The sequence below is a fragment of the Variovorax sp. OV700 genome, from assembly GCF_900099805.1.
Lineage (GTDB): Bacteria > Pseudomonadota > Gammaproteobacteria > Burkholderiales > Burkholderiaceae_C > Variovorax.
The window spans coordinates 304,199-320,613 of sequence record NZ_FNDR01000002.1 but is presented as its reverse complement, the minus strand read 5'-3'; the positions used below and the strand labels follow the sequence as shown (position 1 = coordinate 320,613).

The window sequence follows — 16,415 nt, the reverse complement described above, 5'->3', positions numbered from 1 at the left end:
TGTTGCCTGCCGCTGCAATTGCGCAATCATGCGCACCTGACAGATCCAACCTAGGAGAACCAGGATGACCAGCAAGAACACGATTTGCCTTTGGTACGACGGCACCGCGCTGGACGCCGCGACGTTCTACGCCGATACGTTTCCGGACAGCGCGGTGGGCGCTGTCCATCGCGCGCCCGGCGACTACCCCGCCGGCAAAGAGGGCGATATCCTGACCGTCGAGTTCACGGTCATGGGCATCCCTTGTCTCGGCCTGAATGGGGGCCCGGCGTTCAAGCACAACGAGGCTTTTTCATTCCAGGTTGCGACCGACAACCAGTCCGAGACGGACCGCCTGTGGGACGCGATCATCAAAAACGGCGGCCAGGAAAGCGCCTGCGGCTGGTGCAAGGACAAGTGGGGACTGTCCTGGCAGATCACGCCGCGGGCGCTGATAGAGGCGATCGCAGACCCCGATCCAGCGGCGGCCAAGCGCGCGTTCGAAGCCATGATGGAGATGACAAAGATCGACATCGCAAAGATCGAGGCGGCTCGGCGCGGCTGAAACCCAGGCTCGCATGAAAAAGCGCTGTACATGCGGCGAAAATGTCGTATGATACGCATCATGCGAACCGCAAAGCACAACGTCAGGACAGCCGCCAAGGAGGCTTCGCACGAGCGCATCGTGTCGGCGGCCGCCCGGGCGATCCGTCGCAGCGGCTACGACGGCACGGGTGTCGCCGACATCATGAAGGAGGCTGGCCTGACCCACGGCGCCTTCTACGCCCACTTTCCGTCCCGCGAGGCCATGCTGGCCGAAGCAGCGGCCCGGGCTTGCGCCGAAACAGCCGCCGCGACCGCGGGCGTGGTTGCCAGCGTGCCGCCTGCGCAGGCATTGAACTCCATGCTGCGCACCTATCTGTCGCCCCAGCACCTGGCGCAGGTGGAGCTGGGCTGCCCCCTGGCCGCGCTGGGTTCGGAGACGCCCCGTCAGGCGGCGGAAGTACGCCGCGTGACCACGCGGCACATCAAGGAAATGATCGATTTCGTCGCCCGCCAATCGCCGGACTGGGGTCAGCCTGCTGCCCACGAACGAGCGCTCGTGACCGTCGCCACCATGGTGGGGACGCTGATGTTGGCGCGCGCGGTCGATGAACCCGCACTGTCGGCCAGCCTGTGCGAAGCGGCGCTGAAGCACCTGCCCCCGCGTTGAACCACCTCGCAAAGTAACGCCATTTCTTTCGCCTCTAAATATGATGCTCATCATGCGACACAAGAAAACTGGCGGTATCAAGCCGCCTACGCCGATCCGCTCGCAAACCCGTGTAAGCCAGAAACAAGGAAAGATATGAAAGCGCTCACCTTCAAACGCTACGGCAAGTCGCCCGAGATCGGCTTCACCGACGTTCCCCGTCCCACGCTCAAGCCCGACGAAATGCTGGTGCAGGTCCACGCAGCGGGCGTGAACCCGATCGACAACATGATCCCGACCGGGCTGTTCAAAGCCGTCGTGAAGTTCGAGTTTCCGGCCACGCTGGGCAGCGACCTGGCCGGTGTGGTGACCGAGGTCGGCAGCCGCGTGACCCGCTTCAAGCCAGGCGATGCCGTCTTCGCCAGCATCTTCGACTTGGGCACGGGCTCGATCGCCGAGTTCGCGGTGGTACCCGAAGGCGCTGCCGCGCTGAAGCCGGCCAACCTGGACTTCGTGCAAGCCGCATCGATCCCGATGGTCGGGCTCACCTCGTGGCAAGCGCTGAAGGAACGCCTGAAGCTTCAAGCCGGCCAGAAGGTGTTCATCCCTGCGGGCTCCGGCGGCATTGGCACCTTTGCGATCCAGCTGGCCAAGCACCTGGGTGCCAAGGTGGGGACGACCACCAGCACGGGCAACGTCGAACTGGTGCGCAGCCTCGGCGCAGACGAGATCGTCGACTACAAGAAGCAGGAATTCGAGAACGTGCTGCGCGGCTACGACGCGGTGCTTGGCACGGTCAGGGGTGATGCGATGGAGAAATCCGTCGGCATCCTCAAGTCGCGAGGCGCCATGGTTTCCCTGGTCGGGCCGCTGGATGCGGCATTCGCTCGCGCCCGACGGCTGAACTTCGTCCTGACGTTCGTCTTCGCAATGATGAGCCGAAAGATCAAGCGCCTGGCGAAGACGCAGGGCGTCACCTACTCGTTTCTCTTTGCCCGCCCCGATGGCAATCAACTCGCCGAGATTGGCGAACTCCTCAAGGCCGAGCGCATCCGGCCGGTGATCGACAAGGTGTTTCCGTTCGAGCAAGCCAAGGAAGCACTGGAATACCTCGCCCAGGGACGTTCCAGGGGCAAGGTCGTCGTCAAGGTGCGATAGCGGTAAGTGGTATTGGTCCCCCTTTTTCTTTTTATCTGGAGATTCTCATGAAGATCGAAAATTCCGTCGCCCTTGTCACGGGCGCCAATCGCGGCATCGGCCTGGCATTCGCACGCGATCTGCTCGCTCGCGGTGCCCGCAAGGTCTACGTGGGTGCACGCGACCCCGCGACCGTCACGCAAGCGGGTGTCCAGGCCCTGCGGCTCGACGTGAACAAGCCGGAAGACGTGGCAGCCGCCGCGGCGCTGGCAACCGACGTGACGCTGGTGATCAACAACGCAGGCATTGCCCAGCCCGGCGGCTTTCTCGCGGCCGACAGCGAAGAAATCGCACGGCGCATCTTCGAGACCAACTTCTTCGCCGTGCTGCGCGTGAGCAAGGCTTTCGCGCCGATTCTCAAGGCCAACGGCGGCGGTGCACTGCTCAACGTCCTGTCGGTTGCGTCATGGGTGAATGGCGGCGAACTGGCCGCCTATTCGGCGAGCAAGTCCGCCGCGTGGTCGCTCACCAATGCGCTGCGCACCGAACTGTCGACGCAGAAGACCCAGGTGCTGGGGCTGCACATGGCCTATGTCGACACCGACCTCACGCGCGGGTTCGATGTGCCCAAGTCGAGCGCCGAGGAGATCGTCGCGCGCGCGCTCGACGGACTCGAAGCTGGCCTCGACGAAGTGCTGGCCGATGAGCTCACCCAGCAGGTCAAGCGCGGGATGACGGCGCCCAGGCCCAGCTATCTGCCGCAGGCGGCCTGAACCGTTCACGCACCCCCTGGAGATCAATTAATGCGTCACTCGTCCAAAGCCGCCGCGCTGGCTCTCGCGCTTGCGGCATCCACCATTTCGCAGTCGGCGGGGGCAGCCGATGCACCGTCCGACGGCGCGAAGCTCCGTGCGCCGGTGACGGCCCAGGTGGCGCACGTCACCTGGGCCAACGTTCCCACGCAATTCATCTCCGCGGGTGGCATCGATTTCGCGTACCGCGAAATGGGAACGCAGAACGGCGGAACGCCCGTGGTGTTTCTGGTCCACCTGGCCGCCGTGCTGGACAACTGGGACCCGCGCGTCATGGACGGCATTGCGGCCAAGCACCACGTGATTGCCTTCGACAACCGCGGCGTCGGGGCAACCAGCGGATCGCCGTCCAGTTCGATGGAGCAGATGGCGGACGACGCCATCACCTTCATCAAAGCCAAAGGGTTCGAACAGGTCGACCTCTTCGGCTTCTCGATGGGTGGAATGATCGCCCAGGAGATCGTGCTCAAGGAGCCGCAACTCGTGCGCAAGATGATTCTCGCGGGCACGGGGCCCGCCGGCGGCGAGGGCATCAGCACGGTGGCCCGCATTGCAAATTACGACCTGCTGCGCGGCTTGTTCACCGGCCAGGATCCGAAGCAATTCCTGTTCTTCACCCGCACACCTGGCGGCATCGAGGCGGGGAAGGCTTTTCTGCAGCGATTGAAGGAACGTCCGGAAAACCGCGACAAGGAAATCACGCTCACCGCATACATGGCGCAGTTGCGGGCGCTCGGGGCCTGGGGCCGGAAGGAACCTGCCGACCTTTCGGTGGTGAAGCAACCCGTGCTCGTCGCCAACGGCGACGACGATCGGATGGTGCCTACCTCGAACACGCGCGACCTGGCGCGTCGGCTGCCCAACAGCACACTGATCATCTATCCCGATGCAGGCCACGGCGGGGTGTTCCAGTTCCACGCCGAGTTCGTGCCCACGGCGCTCGAGTTCCTCGCGCGATAGGGTCCCGACGGCGGCCGCAGCTCGGGGCCGCACAAATGTGTAGCAATCATGGATGCCCCCGCAGGCTGCTGTGCGCATCTTGATTTTGTGGGTTGGCGGGGTGCTAATACCCGGATGCACGACCTGCCCGCGCCCGCCCATCCGATCCGATGAAATTCGGAATCACCGCCAAGCTTTTTCTCGCCGTTCTGGTCACGTGCGCCGCGGTCCTGGTCACGCAGGGCTTCGCCATGCGCTTCAGCTTCGAGCGCGGCTTTTTCGGCTACCTGAACGCGCAGGCGGGAGAGCGCATGGACAAAGTCGTGCCTCGCCTGGCCGCCGCCTATGCCCAGCACCGCAGCTGGGATTTCTTGCGCAAGGACTTTCGGGAGTGGATCGAGCTCACGCTGGCGCGGGACGAGGACGATCCTTCGCCTTCGCCTCGGCTCTCATCGTCCGATCAGAACGGTGCGTTCGCCCGCATGGGCCTGCTGGATCCAAGCTTGCGGCGCATCGTGGGCAACCCTGACGTTTCGACCGCTTCCATCCGGCGACCGGTGGTGGTCGACGGGCAGACGGTTGGCTGGATCGCGATGGTGCCTTTCGAAAAGATGATCGAGAGCAACGAGACGAACTTTCTCCAGAGCCAAATCCATGTCTTGACGATGATCATCGCGATGTCGATCGGCATGGCGGTCCTGCTCACCTTCGTGCTTGCGCGCGCGCTGCTTCGGCGCGTACGCAGCCTCGCCAGCGCCACTCATCAGCTGGCGGCGGGCGACTATTCGTCGCGCATCGAAGTCGGCGCCAACGACGAGCTGGGCACCCTGGCGCGAGACTTCAACCAGCTGGCGCAGGCTCTCGAGCACAACGAGCGCGCGCGGCGCACCTTCATGGCCGACATTTCGCATGAGCTGCGCACGCCCCTCGCGGTGCTGCGTGCAGAGCTCGAGGCCATCCAGGACGGCATCCGGCCCCCGAGCGCCTCGACGCTGGAAGCGATGAACCAGGAGGTCGGGCAGCTGGGCAAGCTGGTCAACGACCTGCACGACCTCTCGCTCACCGACGTCGGCGCCATGGCCTACCGGCGCGCGCCGATCGACCTCGTGACGATCCTCCATGCAGCGCATGCCGGCATGCGGCGCCGTTTCGAGGCGGCGGGCCTGCAGTTCGAAGCGGCGCTGCCGCAGGGCCCGCTGCCGGTCCGTGGCGACGAAGCGCGCCTGCTGCAGCTGTTCTCGAATCTTCTGGAGAATTCATTGCGCTACACCGACCAGGGCGGCACCGTGCGCCTGCATTGCACACGCCTGGACGGGGTTGCACGCATCGTGATCGACGACAGTGCGCCCGGTGTTCCCGGCGACAAGCTGGAGAAGGTGTTCGAGCGCTTCTTCCGCGTGGAAGCGTCGCGCAACCGGGCCAGCGGCGGCAGCGGCCTCGGGCTGGCGATCTGCCGCAACATCACCGAGGCGCATGAGGGCACCATCACCGCACAGCCCTCCCCGCTGGGCGGACTGCGCATCCTCATCGACCTGCCGCTGAGCCCACCATGAAAACGACTTCGCCAAGCTTGGTGCTCATCGTCGAAGACGAGCCGAGGCTCGCCGCCGTGCTGGGCGACTACCTAGGCACCGCCGGCTATGCGCATCGCTGGGTCGCGGATGGGTCGGCCGCGCTCGAGGCATTCCGCAGGGAACAACCCGACCTCGTTCTGCTCGACCTGATGCTGCCCGGGCGCGACGGCATGGACATCTGCCGCGACATACGGCGTGAAAGCCAGGTTCCGGTGGTCATGGTGACCGCGCGTGTGGAAGAGATCGACCGGCTGCTGGGCCTGGAGATCGGCGCCGACGACTACATCTGCAAGCCGTTCAGCCCGCGCGAGGTGGTTGCGCGCGTGAACGCCGTTCTGCGGCGCTATCGCCAAGGCCCGGATGCCGCGCCGGTCGGCACCGTGCTGTCGCTCGATGCAGCGGCCTACCGGGCCCAGCTTGCCGGCCGCAACCTGGGGCTGACGCCGGTGGAGTTTCGCCTGCTGTCTGTGCTGCACGGTGCGCAAGGGCGTGTGTTCTCGCGCGAGCAGCTGCTCAACCGCATCCATGACGACCAGCGGGCAGTCAATGACCGCGCGGTCGACAGCCACATCAAGAACCTGCGCCGCAAGCTGGTCGAAGGTGGCGGAAGCGACGACTGGATCAAGTCGATCTACGGGGTCGGTTTTCGCTTCGAGTTCTGATCGGGCGCAGCACGATCGACCTGAAGCTCCACCCACTCGGCGAATCGCTTCCAGCGCTCAAGCCCGAGGCGTTCCGGGCACCGCCGCTATCGCCTTGTTCAACGCAGCAACTGCCTCCGCCCGCTGCGCCGAGGCCGACGCCGACCTGTCGTGCTGGATGAGCAGCACCGCGACCATGCCGATGACCGCGGGAATTGCGATGGCGATGAAGTTCTGGTGCAGCGGAAGGCTCATGCCCACCAGCACGCCGATCAGGATGGGTGCGAGGATCGCGCCGCTGCGGCCGACGCCCAATGCCCATCCGAGGCCGGTGGCGCGCACGGCCATCGGATAGAACTGCCCTGCGTAGGCATTGGCCACGATCTGAGTGCCGATCGTCGAGGCACCCGCCAGCCCGATCAGGACGAAGAGCGCAGGCGTCGGCATCTTGTAGCCCAGCAGGGTGAGCGAAACGGCTGCCAGCGCATACATCCCGGCGAGCACGTACTTGATGTGGAAGCGGTCGGCGAGCCATCCGCCAGCGATGGCGCCAACCATGGCGCCGACATTCAGCACCAGGACGAAAGTCAGGGCCGAACCGAGGCTGTAGCCCGCGCTCGCCATGAGCTTGGTGAGCCACGAACTCAGCGCGAAGACCATGAACAGGCACATGAAGAACGCGGTCCAGAACATCACCGTGCTGAAGCCGCGGCCGTCGTAGAAGAGATGCTTGATTGGCGCGCTATCGGCCCGGTCCTTGGCCGGCACCACGAAGTTGTCGGTCGTCGATGGTTGATAGTTCGGATCGAGGCGCGAGACGATCTTCTTCAGCTCTTCGGTGCGGCCCTTGGCCAACAGGAACGGCATCGATTCGGGCATCGACTTGAGGATGAGCGGAATCAGAAGCACGGGCAGGCCGGCCGCGAAGAAGACCGATTGCCAGCCGTAACTCTCGATGAGCCCCTTGCCCAGGATCGCCGCGATGATGCCCCCGACGGCATAGCCGCTGAACATCAGCGTCACGAGGGTGGCCCGGATCTTCTTCGGCGAATACTCGGTCATCTGCGCCACCACGTTCGGCATCACGCCACCGATGCCGAGGCCCGCTAGAAAGCGCATCGCACTGAAGGCGACAGGGCTCTCGGCCAGCCCTGCCGCAGCGGTGAAGACGCTGAAGAAGCCGACGCAAATGGCAATCGCCCAGCGGCGGCCAATGCGGTCGGCAATGGTGCCCATGAAGATGGCCCCGAACATCATGCCGAAGAGCGCGGAACTGACCATGAACCCGGCATTGGTCGCATCGACGCCCATCTTCTTCATGATCGAAGGCAGAGCGATGCCGACGACCGCCAGGTCGTAGCCGTCGAACACGATGATGAGTGCGCACCAGAGCAGCACCAGCCCGTGGAAGCGGTTGAAGCGGGCATCGTCAGCCAGCTTGTGAAGATCGATTTGACGCATGACGCTTGTCTCCGATTCGAATGGCAAAGGTGCCTGTGCACCGCCCCGTCTCGCAACGGGAGTTGCAGAGTTGTGCGGCGATGCTTGCGATCATGGTCTTGCCGGCCCACAGGGTCCAACGCATTTTCCGGATGCCCTTTATGCGGCCTGTGAATGTTGGGGCGGGTCTACCCACGGGTCGCGCCCACCCGGCGCCCGATGCAACCCCCATGCGATCTCCGAATGCGCGCTATCACCGATCTTTGTTGGACCGTACCCCTCCGCTCTCATAGATTGACCGGCAGGTTGAGCGCCGTTGTGGCGCTGCCCCGCACCAAGGAGACAGGTATGCAAGGAAAGATCGGCCTCGAAGAACATTTCGCGATTCCAGAAACGCTGCAGGACTCGGCCGGCTTCGTGCCTGGCGCGTATTGGAAGGAGCTCAGCATGCGCCTGCTCGATCTTCATGACGTGCGCCTGCGCCAGATGGACGCGAACGGCATGGAGATGATGATCCTCTCGCTGAACGCGCCCGCCGTGCAGGCGGTGCCGGACCCCAAGAAAGCGTATGAGCTCGCGGTCCGCGCCAATGATTTTCTTGCCGAGCAGGTGGCAAAGCGGCCCGACCGCTTCCAGGCCTTCGCCGCCCTGCCGATGCAGGACCCCGACAAGGCCACGCAGGAGCTCGAGCGCTGCATGACCCAGCTCGGCTTTCGCGGCGCGCTGGTCAATGGCTTCTCGCAGGTCGGCACGCCCGACAACGCCGTCTACTACGACGCGCCGCAGTACGCATCGTTCTGGGCCGCGGCGGAGCGGCTCGACGCGCCCTTCTATCTGCATCCGCGCAATCCGCTCGCGAGCTGGGCGCAGATCTACGAAGGCCATCCCTGGCTGCTCGGCCCCACCTGGGCCTTTGCGCAGGAAACCGCCGTTCACGCGCTGCGCTTGATGGCGAGCGGCCTCTTCGATCGGCATCCGGGCCTCAAGATCATCCTCGGCCACCTGGGCGAAGGCCTGCCCTACAACATGTGGCGCGTCGACCACCGCAACGCCTGGGTCGAGGCACCCAAGGGCTACCCGGCCAAGCGCAAGCTGTGCGACTACTTCAACGAAAACTTCTATCTCACGACGTCGGGCAACTTCCGCACCCAAACGCTGATCGATGCGATGCTGGAGATCGGATCGGACCGGATCCTGTTCTCGACCGACTGGCCTTTTGAGAACATCGACCATGCGTCGAACTGGTTCAACGATGCGAGCATCAGCGAGGCCGACCGCAAGAAGATCGGCCGCACCAACGCGCTGTCGCTGTTCAAGCTGGCGCAATCCTGAGCCGCGCCCGAAAGCCAAGGTCATCCATGATCGACATCGACGAGTGGACCATCACCAGCGCCGCGCTCAAGGCGCAAGGCGCAACGCCCAACCCGCGCCTGAAGACGGTGATGGACAGCCTGGTGCGGCATCTGCACGACTTTGCGCGCGAGGTGCAGCTCACCGAAGCCGAGTGGTCACTCGGCATCGACTTTCTCACGGCCGCCGGAAAGATCACCGACGACAAGCGCCAGGAATTCATCCTGCTGTCCGACGTGTTGGGCTTGTCGACGCTCGTCACCGCGCAGTGCAACCGGCGCCCTTCAGGCTGCACCGAGGCCACGGTGTTCGGGCCCTTCTACGTACCCGATGCGCCAGAGTACAAGCATGGCGACGACATTGCGAACGGCGCGAGCGGCGAACCTTGCTTCGTCAGCGGAACCATCCGCGGCATCGACGGCGAGCGCATTGCCCATGCAAGCATCGACGTGTGGCAGTCCGACGATGAGGGCTGGTACGACGTGCAGCGCCCCGAGCTGGACCATGCGCAGGGTCGGGGGCACCTGACGAGCATCGAGGACGGGCGCTACCACTTCAAGTCCATCGTGGCCGTGCCTTATGCCATCCCCCATGACGGCCCGGTCGGCCAGTTGCTGGAGCAGCTCGGCCGCCACCCGTGGCGCCCCGCGCACCTGCATTTCATGATCAAGGCGACGGGCTACGAGCCGCTCATCACCCATGTGTTCCGCGCGGGCGGCAGCTATCTGGAATCGGACGCCGTGTTCGGCGTGCGCTCCTCGCTCATCGCCGACTGGAAGCGCCACGAGCCTGGCGTGGCTCCGGACGGAACGCGCATGGACATACCGTTCTACACGCTCGACTACGACTTCGTGTTGAACAGCGTGCCGCGGGACTAGACGCATGGACCGCTTCGTCTACACCGCGAGCGCTTCGCGCATCGTCTTCGGCGCGGACAGCATCGACCAGCTTCCGGCAGAAATCGAGTGCCTGGGTGCCCGGCGGGCGCTGGTGCTGTGCACGCCCAACCAGCGCGGGCAGGCCGAAGCCATTGCCGACCGGCTTCCCGGCCGCGTCGCATTCATCTTCGACGAAGCGGCCATGCATGTTCCGATCGAGATCGCGCGCAAGGCTCGCGCACTGGCCTCGGAGCTGAAGGCAGACTGCGCGCTGGCCGTCGGAGGCGGCTCGACCATCGGCCTGGGCAAGGCCATAGCGCTGGAGTCGGGGCTGCCCATCATTGCCGTGCCGACGACCTATGCGGGCAGCGAAGTGACGCCCATCTATGGCATCACGGAAGGCGGCCTGAAAAAGACCGGGCGCGATCCGCGCGTGCTTCCGAGCGTGGTGGTCTACGACCCCAAGCTCACGTTGTCGCTGCCCCTGGATCTGACAGTCACGAGCGCGATCAATGCCATGGCCCATGCGGCGGAGGGCCTGTACGCGCACGATGGAAATCCCGTAGTCGCGTTGATGGCCGAAGAGGGAATCCGCGCTTGCGCCGCGTCGTTGCAACCGCTCCGAGAAGATCCGCGCGATCTCTCGGCACGCAGCCTGGCGCTCTACGGTGCCTGGCTGTGCGGCACGGTGCTGGGCGCGGTGTCGATGGGCCTGCACCACAAGCTTTGCCACACCTTGGGCGGCAGCTTCGACTTGCCGCATGCGCAAGTGCATACGGTGGTTCTTCCGCATGCGCTCAGGTACAACGCCCACGCCGCGCCCGAAGCCATGGCCCGGATTGCAAGAGCGCTCGGCGCCGCGGATGCGCCGATGGGTTTGTTTGAATTGGCGCAGGCCCATGGCGCGCCAATGTCGTTGAAGGCGATCGGCATGCCCGCCGACGGGCTTCAAAAAGCGGCCGAGCTCGCAGTGTCGAACCAGTATCCCAATCCACGTCCGCTGGAGAAGGCGTCACTGCGCGCCCTGCTCGAACGCGCCTTCGAAGGCGCCCCGCCAACGGCTTGAAAATCAGCTCCGCGCTTGCGGCGCGGAATCGCGGCTCGATCGCTCGTGAAAGAGGCCGAAGATCAGCTCGCGCAGCCAGCGGTTGCCGCTGTCCTGATGAAAGCGCTCGTGCCACTGCTGGCGAATCTCGAAGGGCCTGACCTCGAAGGGCGCGTCGACGCTGCGCAGGTCGGCGCGAGTCGCCACCATGGCCTTGGCAAGGCGTGCCGGCGCGGTCAGCAGCAGGCCCGAGGTAGCGACGATCGAGGTCAACCCCAGCGAATGGGCGGCCGTGAGCACGACCCGCCGCCGATCGAGCGCGCCCGCACGGTCCAGGGTTTGCTGGAGCTGCGAATCGGTCGTTCCCTGGGGCCGGTAGGCGATGTGTTCGGCCGCGAGGTAGTCGTCGAGCTCGATGCGCTCGCGGGCGCCCAAGGGTGACGCCTTCGACATCAGGACCACGAAGGTCTCGTCGAACAGCCGCTGCTGATAGAACGATGGCCCCATCGATTCCCAGCTGCCTAACGCGATGTCGATCTGCCCATGCAGCATCCGCTGCCGCGCGTCGGCCATGGAGACGTCCACGGTTTCGAAGCGGACGCCGGGCGCGATGCCGCGTGCGACGGACAGCAGCTCGGGCATCATGACCAGTTGCCCGATGTCGTTGACCGCAATCCGGAACGTGCGGCTCGATGTCTCCGGCTCGAAGGTCCGGCCCTGGTCGACGGCCTGCGCCAGGCAGGCGATGCCTTCCTCGATGGGCGCGATGAGACGCTCGGCGACAGGCGTGGGCACCATTCCGTCCGCCGTGCGCACGAACAGCGCATCGTTGAAGCGTTCGCGCATACGCTTGAGCGCGTTGCTCACCGCCGATTGCGTCATGCCGAGACGGTCGCCTGCGAGAGTGACGCTGCGCGTGGCGTAGATCGCCTGGAACACCAGGAAAAGATTCAGGTCAATGGAGTTGATGTTCATCGCGCCGCCTCCTTCACCGAGCCGTCATTCGTTGTCCAGGACGGCCAGGTTGTCGTAGACCATTCGCAGCATGTCCCGCAGGGACTCGGCCTGTGCCGCGGTGAGCCCGGACAACGAAACGCGCTCGTAAACCTGGGCCAGCGGAATGATCCGCAGCGTGAGATCGCGGCCGGCTTCGGTCAGGCTCAGCGCGAGTGCGCGGGCATCCTCGTCCGACCGGTCGCGCACCAGCACGCCGCGCTGCAGAAGGCCGTCGACCACGCGGGAGAGGGTGGAAGGGTCCGTCGATGTGTGCAATGCCAGGTCGGAGAGCCGCTGGTGCGCCTTGTGGTGCAGCGCGACGCAAACCCGCCATTCGGTCAGCGAGAGCTTGAACTGCTTGAGTTCCTTGCTGAACGATTGCCCCATTCGCATGCCTGCGCGTGCAAGCAGGTAGGGAATGGCGCGCTCCAGATCGTGGTCGGACAACTTGTCTGCAGTTGCATTCAATTTTGCCGGTGCATCAGCACGGGTTCTGCGCAGCTGCCGAGGTTCCGGTGCGGGGGATTTTCTTGTGGCCATGCCGAATGCTACAGGCAGATTCAGCCGCAGATATAGCGTAAACCCCAAGCAATTATTAGTTGCGTTTGCAAGTGTTATGGATTTCAATCGAGGCCTTCGCTATCGCATGCCCCTTAAATTATCCGGAGACCACCATGATTGAAGCCGCGAACCCGTTTGCTCAACTCAACCGCGTCGACTTTCCCGCTCCAGGTCGGAAGTCTTCCGTGAAGGACGCGCCTTCGATCGAAACAATAGCTGCATCTGCAAGCAATTTGGTGCCCATGCTGCGAGAGCGGGCCCAGCGCACCGAACAGGACCGCCGCGTTTCCGAGGCAACCACGCAGGCGTTTCACGACGCGGGCTTCTTCAGGCTGATGCAGCCCGCGCGCTACGGCGGGTACGAGTACGGGTTCACCGCGTTCATCGACGTGGTCAGCGAACTGGCGCGCGGCTGCACATCGTCGTCATGGGGCTGCTCGCTGGGCGCCATCCACCAGTGGCTGGTCGCGATCTTTCCGGAAGAGGCGCAAGACGACGTCTGGCGCAAAGACCCGAGCGCGATCGTCTGCGGCTCGTATGCGCCGGCGACCATGGCCGAGAAGGTCGATGGCGGCTATCTCGTGCAAGGCAAGTGGCTCTTCGCATCCAACGTGGACAACTCGCAGTGGGCACTGCTGGGCGTCCAGTTTCCGCCCGAAGAAAAAGGCGCCCCGCCGTCGGCCGGCTTCTTACTCGCGCCCCGGTCGGACTGGGCCATCGAGGACAACTGGCACGTGGCCGGCCAGGCGGGCACGGGGTCCAAGGCGATCGTCATCGACAAGCCGGTGTTCATTCCCGGGCACCGCAAGCTGACCTTCGCGGAGGCTTCCTCCAACAGCCCGCCCGGCGCCAAGGTCAACGCGAATCCGATCTACCGCATTCCCTTTCTTTCAGCGGTGCCGGTTTGCCTTGTGTCGCCCATCATCGGCACCGCGCAAGGCGCGGTCGACGAGCTGATCGAGTTGGCCGGCACGCGCGTCACCCGGGGCGCCGTGGCCGGAGGCGGCAGCAGGCTGAGCGAATTCTTTCCGGTGCAGTCGCGCCTGGCCGAAGCCTCGGCCAGCGTCGATGCGGCGCGGCTTCTTCTCTACCGGGACACGGCACAGGTGGAACAGATGGCCGTCGACGGCCACGTCATCAGCGTCGAACAGCGCATTCGCAACCGCCGCGACCATGCCTTTGCCGCGCGACTCTCGCGCGATGCCGTCGAGGCGGTGTTCGCCAGCGTCGGCGGGGCGGGCTTGTCCCTGAACCAGCCGATCCAGCGCATGTGGCGCGACACCAATGCGATCTCGCGCCACATCAGCCTCAACTGGGACGCGGTGTCTTCGATGGTGGGCCAATACCTGCTCGGCCTCGAGCCCAAGGGCCAGTACTGATCGGAGGCACCGGCCATGTACTCCTGGGCTCTCATCACGGGCGACGCGGCCGAGACGGTCGATGCCCGCCAACTGCGTCAGGCGCTGGGCGCCTTTCCCACGGGGGTGTGCCTCGTGACCACCACCACGCCGGACGGCAAGCGTGAGGGCATGACGATCAACTCGTTCGCTTCGGTGTCGCTCGATCCGCCATTGCTCCTTTGGAGCATCCGCGACGACACGCGCAGCGCCGACGCGTTCCTTGCAACCCGGCCGTTCAACCTCAGCGTGCTGACCGCCGGGCAGCGCGACCTGGCTTGGCATTTCGCCAAACCCGCGGCGGACAAGTTCGAACGTTTTGCCGAAGCCTTCGAGGTCGGCTCCAATGGATGTGCGCGACTCGTCGAAAGCGTGGCGACCTTCGAATGCTCGACCTACTCACGCCATCAGGAGGGCGACCACACCATCATCCTCGGCCGCGTGGAGCGCTTCTCCCGGACGGACACGCCGCCCCTGCTCTTTCATTCGGGGCAGATGGGATCGCTGTGGGAGCTTGCCGAAACGCTGGCGCGGCCGCGCTGACACTCCTTTCGCTCAATGCCTGTGGCGGCCGACGTACTCGATCAGCGCCTTCAGCTTCGAGGGCTGGTCGTGCCGGCTGGGGTAGTAGAGATGGAAGCCCGGAAAGGTCGGCGAGAAAGCCGTCAGCACGCGCTTCAACCGCTTGGCCCGGATGTGGGGACGGGCCAGCTGCTCGAAGGTGTAGGCCAGCCCGACACCGTCGAGCGCGGCGTCCAGGCCAAACATCGTGTCGCTGAGGGTGAGGTTGCCCGCGATGTCGTAGTCCACCAGCTGGCCATCCACCTCGAACTCCCACTTGTAGATCGCGCCCGTGGCGGCAAAGCGAAAGCGGATGCAGTTGTGGCGCACGAGATCATCCGGGTGCCGAGGCGCCGGCACACGCTGCAGGTACTCGGGCGAAGCCACCACCGCAACGGCGACCGGCCCGCCGATGGGCACGGCCACCATGTCGCGATGAATGCTCTCGCCAAAGCGGATGCCGGCATCGAATCCCTTCTCGACGATATCGACGAAACCTTCGTCATTGGTCAGCTCGAGGTGGACATGCGGGTTGGCGCGCAAAAATCCATCCAACAGGGGCCGCAGCACCAGCGCGGTTGAAACCCGCGCGGCGTTCAGCCGCAAGGTGCCGGAAGGCCGGCCCTGGAGAGCGTTGAGTTCGTCGCCCGCATCGATGACCTGCCCGAGGGCCGGACCAACGCGCGCCAGGTAGGCCTCGCCCGCTTCCGTGAGGCTCACGCTTCGCGTGGTCCGGTTCAACAGGCGCACGCCCAGTCGCGCCTCGAGTTGCCGGATGGCCTGGCTCAATGCAGAGGGCGACACCGCCAGGTCCGCGGCGGCCGCGGTAAACCCACCATGTTCCGCAACCTTCCAAAACGCCATCAATCCGTCGAGTTGGTTCAGCTTCATACTTTGAAGCTTAACTTCACACGGTTTGCAGCATTGCCCCATTTTTCTTTCATATGCATGTTCGTACAGTTTGCGCACCCACAGCCCACGAAAGACCAAAGACATGGCAAGAGCACGCACAACGCGAGCCGCAGTCGAGCGCACCACAGCCGTTCGGCATTCCCTCGCGGCGACTCTCGCCGCGGTGGTTGCGACCTGCGCGGGCATCGCATCGCCAACTGACGCCGCGGCCAGCCAGGCGCTAGCGCAAAAGTACACATGCGTCGCATGCCATCAACCCGCCACGAAAGGGCTCGGTCCCTCGTGGCAGGACATCGGGGCGAAATACGGCGACGGCAAAGGAACGGCCGCGCAACTTGCGGCCAGCATCAAGGCCGGCAGCTCGGGCAAGTGGGGTTCCATGCCGATGCCGCCGCAAGCGCAAGTTCCCGATGGGGATCTGCAAGCGCTCGCGCAGTGGCTGGCCGACGGCGCCAAGTAGCCGCCGGATCGCTTCTGATTTTTTTCTTTCTTTCATTCCTCCCCCCTTCGGAGATCCGCCCATGAGCGCGCTCAACGTCAACGGCCGAAACCACACGGTCGACGCCGACCCCGGCACCCCCATCCTCTGGGCCTTGCGCGACACGCTGGGCATGACCGGCACCAAGTTCGGCTGCGGCGCGGCACTCTGCGGTGCCTGCACCGTGCACCTGGACGGCCAGGCCATCCGCTCGTGCATCACCCCGATTTCGGCGGCCGAGGGCAAGAAGATCGTCACCATCGAAGCTGCGACCGATGGCAGCGACCCGGTCGGCGCCGCGGTGCACGCGGCATGGGTCAAGCATGACGTGGCGCAGTGCGGCTATTGCCAGAGCGGCCAGATCATGAGCGCCACGGCATTTCTCAAGTCGCAGCCCAAGGGCAAGCAACCCAGCGCCGCCGAGATCGATGGCGCCATGGCCGGCAACATCTGCCGCTGCGGTACCTACGCACGCATTCGCGCCGCGGTGGCCGATGCCGCCCGCGCCCTCGCCTGAAAGAGC

General features: G+C 64.9%; 18 protein-coding genes. 14 read left to right on the top strand and 4 right to left on the bottom strand.

Going from position 1 to position 16,415, the window contains the following annotated elements; genetic code table 11:
- Nucleotides 1–64 precede the first annotated feature (64 nt).
- From BLR24_RS05075 to BLR24_RS05045, 7 genes are all read left to right on the top strand, one after another.
- Nucleotides 65–544 carry a VOC family protein gene (locus BLR24_RS05075; RefSeq protein ID WP_093013627.1) on the top strand — a complete coding sequence of 160 codons (480 nt, stop codon included), beginning with the start codon at nucleotides 65–67 and terminating at the stop codon, nucleotides 542–544.
- Nucleotides 545–592: 48 nt separating this feature from the next.
- On the top strand, nucleotides 593–1,192 hold the full coding sequence (locus tag BLR24_RS05070) for a TetR/AcrR family transcriptional regulator (RefSeq protein WP_093013624.1): 600 nt from the start codon (nucleotides 593–595) through the stop codon (nucleotides 1,190–1,192).
- A 135-nt stretch (nucleotides 1,193–1,327) separates the two neighbouring features.
- Nucleotides 1,328–2,329, top strand: a complete 1,002-nt coding sequence (locus BLR24_RS05065; RefSeq protein ID WP_093013621.1) for an NADP-dependent oxidoreductase — start codon at nucleotides 1,328–1,330, stop codon at nucleotides 2,327–2,329.
- Between the two features lie 47 nt (nucleotides 2,330–2,376).
- Nucleotides 2,377–3,081: an SDR family oxidoreductase gene (locus BLR24_RS05060; protein ID WP_093013618.1), complete on the top strand. Its 705-nt coding sequence runs from the start codon at nucleotides 2,377–2,379 to the stop codon at nucleotides 3,079–3,081.
- A gap of 30 nt (nucleotides 3,082–3,111) precedes the next feature.
- Nucleotides 3,112–4,080 (top strand): alpha/beta fold hydrolase, encoded by a 969-nt coding sequence (locus BLR24_RS05055; RefSeq protein WP_093013615.1) that lies wholly within the window; start codon nucleotides 3,112–3,114, stop codon nucleotides 4,078–4,080.
- Between the two features lie 149 nt (nucleotides 4,081–4,229).
- Nucleotides 4,230–5,612, top strand: coding sequence for a sensor histidine kinase efflux regulator BaeS (gene baeS / locus BLR24_RS05050; RefSeq protein WP_093013613.1), 1,383 nt, complete (start codon nucleotides 4,230–4,232; stop codon nucleotides 5,610–5,612).
- Complete coding sequence (locus BLR24_RS05045) at nucleotides 5,609–6,295, top strand: response regulator (protein ID WP_093013610.1); 687 nt, start codon at nucleotides 5,609–5,611, stop codon at nucleotides 6,293–6,295. Before baeS ends, BLR24_RS05045 begins: the two co-directional genes overlap by 4 nt.
- Before the next feature lie 57 nt (nucleotides 6,296–6,352).
- On the opposite strand, the gene BLR24_RS05040 is transcribed toward BLR24_RS05045, so the two are convergent.
- Entirely contained in the window at nucleotides 6,353–7,735 is a 1,383-nt protein-coding gene (locus tag BLR24_RS05040; RefSeq protein ID WP_093013607.1) for an MFS transporter, read from the bottom strand.
- Between the two features lie 327 nt (nucleotides 7,736–8,062).
- Here BLR24_RS05040 and BLR24_RS05035 point away from each other — a divergent pair, with 327 nt between their 5' ends.
- The 3 genes from BLR24_RS05035 to BLR24_RS05025 are packed head-to-tail and all read left to right on the top strand — an operon-like array spanning nucleotide 8,063 to nucleotide 11,008.
- Complete coding sequence (locus BLR24_RS05035; protein ID WP_093014712.1) at nucleotides 8,063–9,046, top strand: amidohydrolase family protein; 984 nt, start codon at nucleotides 8,063–8,065, stop codon at nucleotides 9,044–9,046.
- A 26-nt stretch (nucleotides 9,047–9,072) separates the two neighbouring features.
- Complete coding sequence (locus BLR24_RS05030; protein WP_093013604.1) at nucleotides 9,073–9,942, top strand: intradiol ring-cleavage dioxygenase; 870 nt, start codon at nucleotides 9,073–9,075, stop codon at nucleotides 9,940–9,942.
- 4 nt (nucleotides 9,943–9,946) lie between these two features.
- A complete protein-coding gene (locus BLR24_RS05025; protein WP_093013601.1) occupies nucleotides 9,947–11,008 on the top strand; it encodes a maleylacetate reductase in 1,062 nt (353 codons plus the stop codon).
- 3 nt (nucleotides 11,009–11,011) lie between these two features.
- Here BLR24_RS05025 and BLR24_RS05020 read toward each other — a convergent pair whose 3' ends face one another.
- Together BLR24_RS05020 and BLR24_RS05015 are read right to left on the bottom strand one after the other, a co-directional pair.
- Nucleotides 11,012–11,962: a LysR family transcriptional regulator gene (locus BLR24_RS05020; RefSeq protein WP_093013598.1), complete on the bottom strand. Its 951-nt coding sequence runs from the start codon at nucleotides 11,960–11,962 to the stop codon at nucleotides 11,012–11,014.
- A 24-nt stretch (nucleotides 11,963–11,986) separates the two neighbouring features.
- The gene (locus tag BLR24_RS05015; RefSeq protein ID WP_093013595.1) at nucleotides 11,987–12,523 is read right to left on the bottom strand and encodes a MarR family winged helix-turn-helix transcriptional regulator; all 537 of its coding nucleotides are present in this window, start codon (nucleotides 12,521–12,523) and stop codon (nucleotides 11,987–11,989) included.
- 134 nt (nucleotides 12,524–12,657) lie between these two features.
- Here BLR24_RS05015 and BLR24_RS05010 point away from each other — a divergent pair, with 134 nt between their 5' ends.
- A complete protein-coding gene (locus BLR24_RS05010; RefSeq protein ID WP_093013593.1) occupies nucleotides 12,658–13,923 on the top strand; it encodes an acyl-CoA dehydrogenase family protein in 1,266 nt (421 codons plus the stop codon).
- Between the two features lie 15 nt (nucleotides 13,924–13,938).
- Complete coding sequence (locus tag BLR24_RS05005; protein WP_093013591.1) at nucleotides 13,939–14,484, top strand: flavin reductase family protein; 546 nt, start codon at nucleotides 13,939–13,941, stop codon at nucleotides 14,482–14,484.
- A gap of 12 nt (nucleotides 14,485–14,496) precedes the next feature.
- Here the strand turns inward: BLR24_RS05005 and BLR24_RS05000 are convergent, their stop codons facing one another.
- Entirely contained in the window at nucleotides 14,497–15,393 is an 897-nt protein-coding gene (locus BLR24_RS05000) for a LysR family transcriptional regulator (protein ID WP_093013589.1), read from the bottom strand.
- A gap of 103 nt (nucleotides 15,394–15,496) precedes the next feature.
- On the opposite strand from BLR24_RS05000, the gene BLR24_RS04995 reads away from it, so the two are divergent.
- Both BLR24_RS04995 and BLR24_RS04990 read left to right on the top strand, forming a co-directional pair.
- Nucleotides 15,497–15,874, top strand: a complete 378-nt coding sequence (locus BLR24_RS04995) for a c-type cytochrome (RefSeq protein ID WP_254787171.1) — start codon at nucleotides 15,497–15,499, stop codon at nucleotides 15,872–15,874.
- Between the two features lie 61 nt (nucleotides 15,875–15,935).
- On the top strand, nucleotides 15,936–16,409 hold the full coding sequence (locus tag BLR24_RS04990) for a (2Fe-2S)-binding protein (RefSeq protein WP_093013583.1): 474 nt from the start codon (nucleotides 15,936–15,938) through the stop codon (nucleotides 16,407–16,409).
- Nucleotides 16,410–16,415 lie beyond the last annotated feature (6 nt).

Coding starts and splice junctions, on each gene's coding strand:
- BLR24_RS05015 (WP_093013595.1), bottom strand. CDS start 12,523: ATGGCCACAAGAAAATCCCCCGCACCGGAACCTCGGCAGCTGCGCAGA.
- BLR24_RS05060 (WP_093013618.1), top strand. CDS start 2,377: ATGAAGATCGAAAATTCCGTCGCCCTTGTCACGGGCGCCAATCGCGGC.
- BLR24_RS05055 (WP_093013615.1), top strand. CDS start 3,112: ATGCGTCACTCGTCCAAAGCCGCCGCGCTGGCTCTCGCGCTTGCGGCA.
- BLR24_RS05030 (WP_093013604.1), top strand. CDS start 9,073: ATGATCGACATCGACGAGTGGACCATCACCAGCGCCGCGCTCAAGGCG.
- BLR24_RS05035 (WP_093014712.1), top strand. CDS start 8,063: ATGCAAGGAAAGATCGGCCTCGAAGAACATTTCGCGATTCCAGAAACG.
- BLR24_RS04990 (WP_093013583.1), top strand. CDS start 15,936: ATGAGCGCGCTCAACGTCAACGGCCGAAACCACACGGTCGACGCCGAC.
- BLR24_RS05070 (WP_093013624.1), top strand. CDS start 593: ATGATACGCATCATGCGAACCGCAAAGCACAACGTCAGGACAGCCGCC.
- BLR24_RS05045 (WP_093013610.1), top strand. CDS start 5,609: ATGAAAACGACTTCGCCAAGCTTGGTGCTCATCGTCGAAGACGAGCCG.
- BLR24_RS05025 (WP_093013601.1), top strand. CDS start 9,947: ATGGACCGCTTCGTCTACACCGCGAGCGCTTCGCGCATCGTCTTCGGC.
- BLR24_RS05005 (WP_093013591.1), top strand. CDS start 13,939: ATGTACTCCTGGGCTCTCATCACGGGCGACGCGGCCGAGACGGTCGAT.
- BLR24_RS05065 (WP_093013621.1), top strand. CDS start 1,328: ATGAAAGCGCTCACCTTCAAACGCTACGGCAAGTCGCCCGAGATCGGC.
- BLR24_RS05040 (WP_093013607.1), bottom strand. CDS start 7,735: ATGCGTCAAATCGATCTTCACAAGCTGGCTGACGATGCCCGCTTCAAC.
- baeS (WP_093013613.1), top strand. CDS start 4,230: ATGAAATTCGGAATCACCGCCAAGCTTTTTCTCGCCGTTCTGGTCACG.
- BLR24_RS05020 (WP_093013598.1), bottom strand. CDS start 11,962: ATGAACATCAACTCCATTGACCTGAATCTTTTCCTGGTGTTCCAGGCG.
- BLR24_RS05075 (WP_093013627.1), top strand. CDS start 65: ATGACCAGCAAGAACACGATTTGCCTTTGGTACGACGGCACCGCGCTG.
- BLR24_RS05010 (WP_093013593.1), top strand. CDS start 12,658: ATGATTGAAGCCGCGAACCCGTTTGCTCAACTCAACCGCGTCGACTTT.
- BLR24_RS04995 (WP_254787171.1), top strand. CDS start 15,497: ATGGCAAGAGCACGCACAACGCGAGCCGCAGTCGAGCGCACCACAGCC.
- BLR24_RS05000 (WP_093013589.1), bottom strand. CDS start 15,393: ATGAAGCTGAACCAACTCGACGGATTGATGGCGTTTTGGAAGGTTGCG.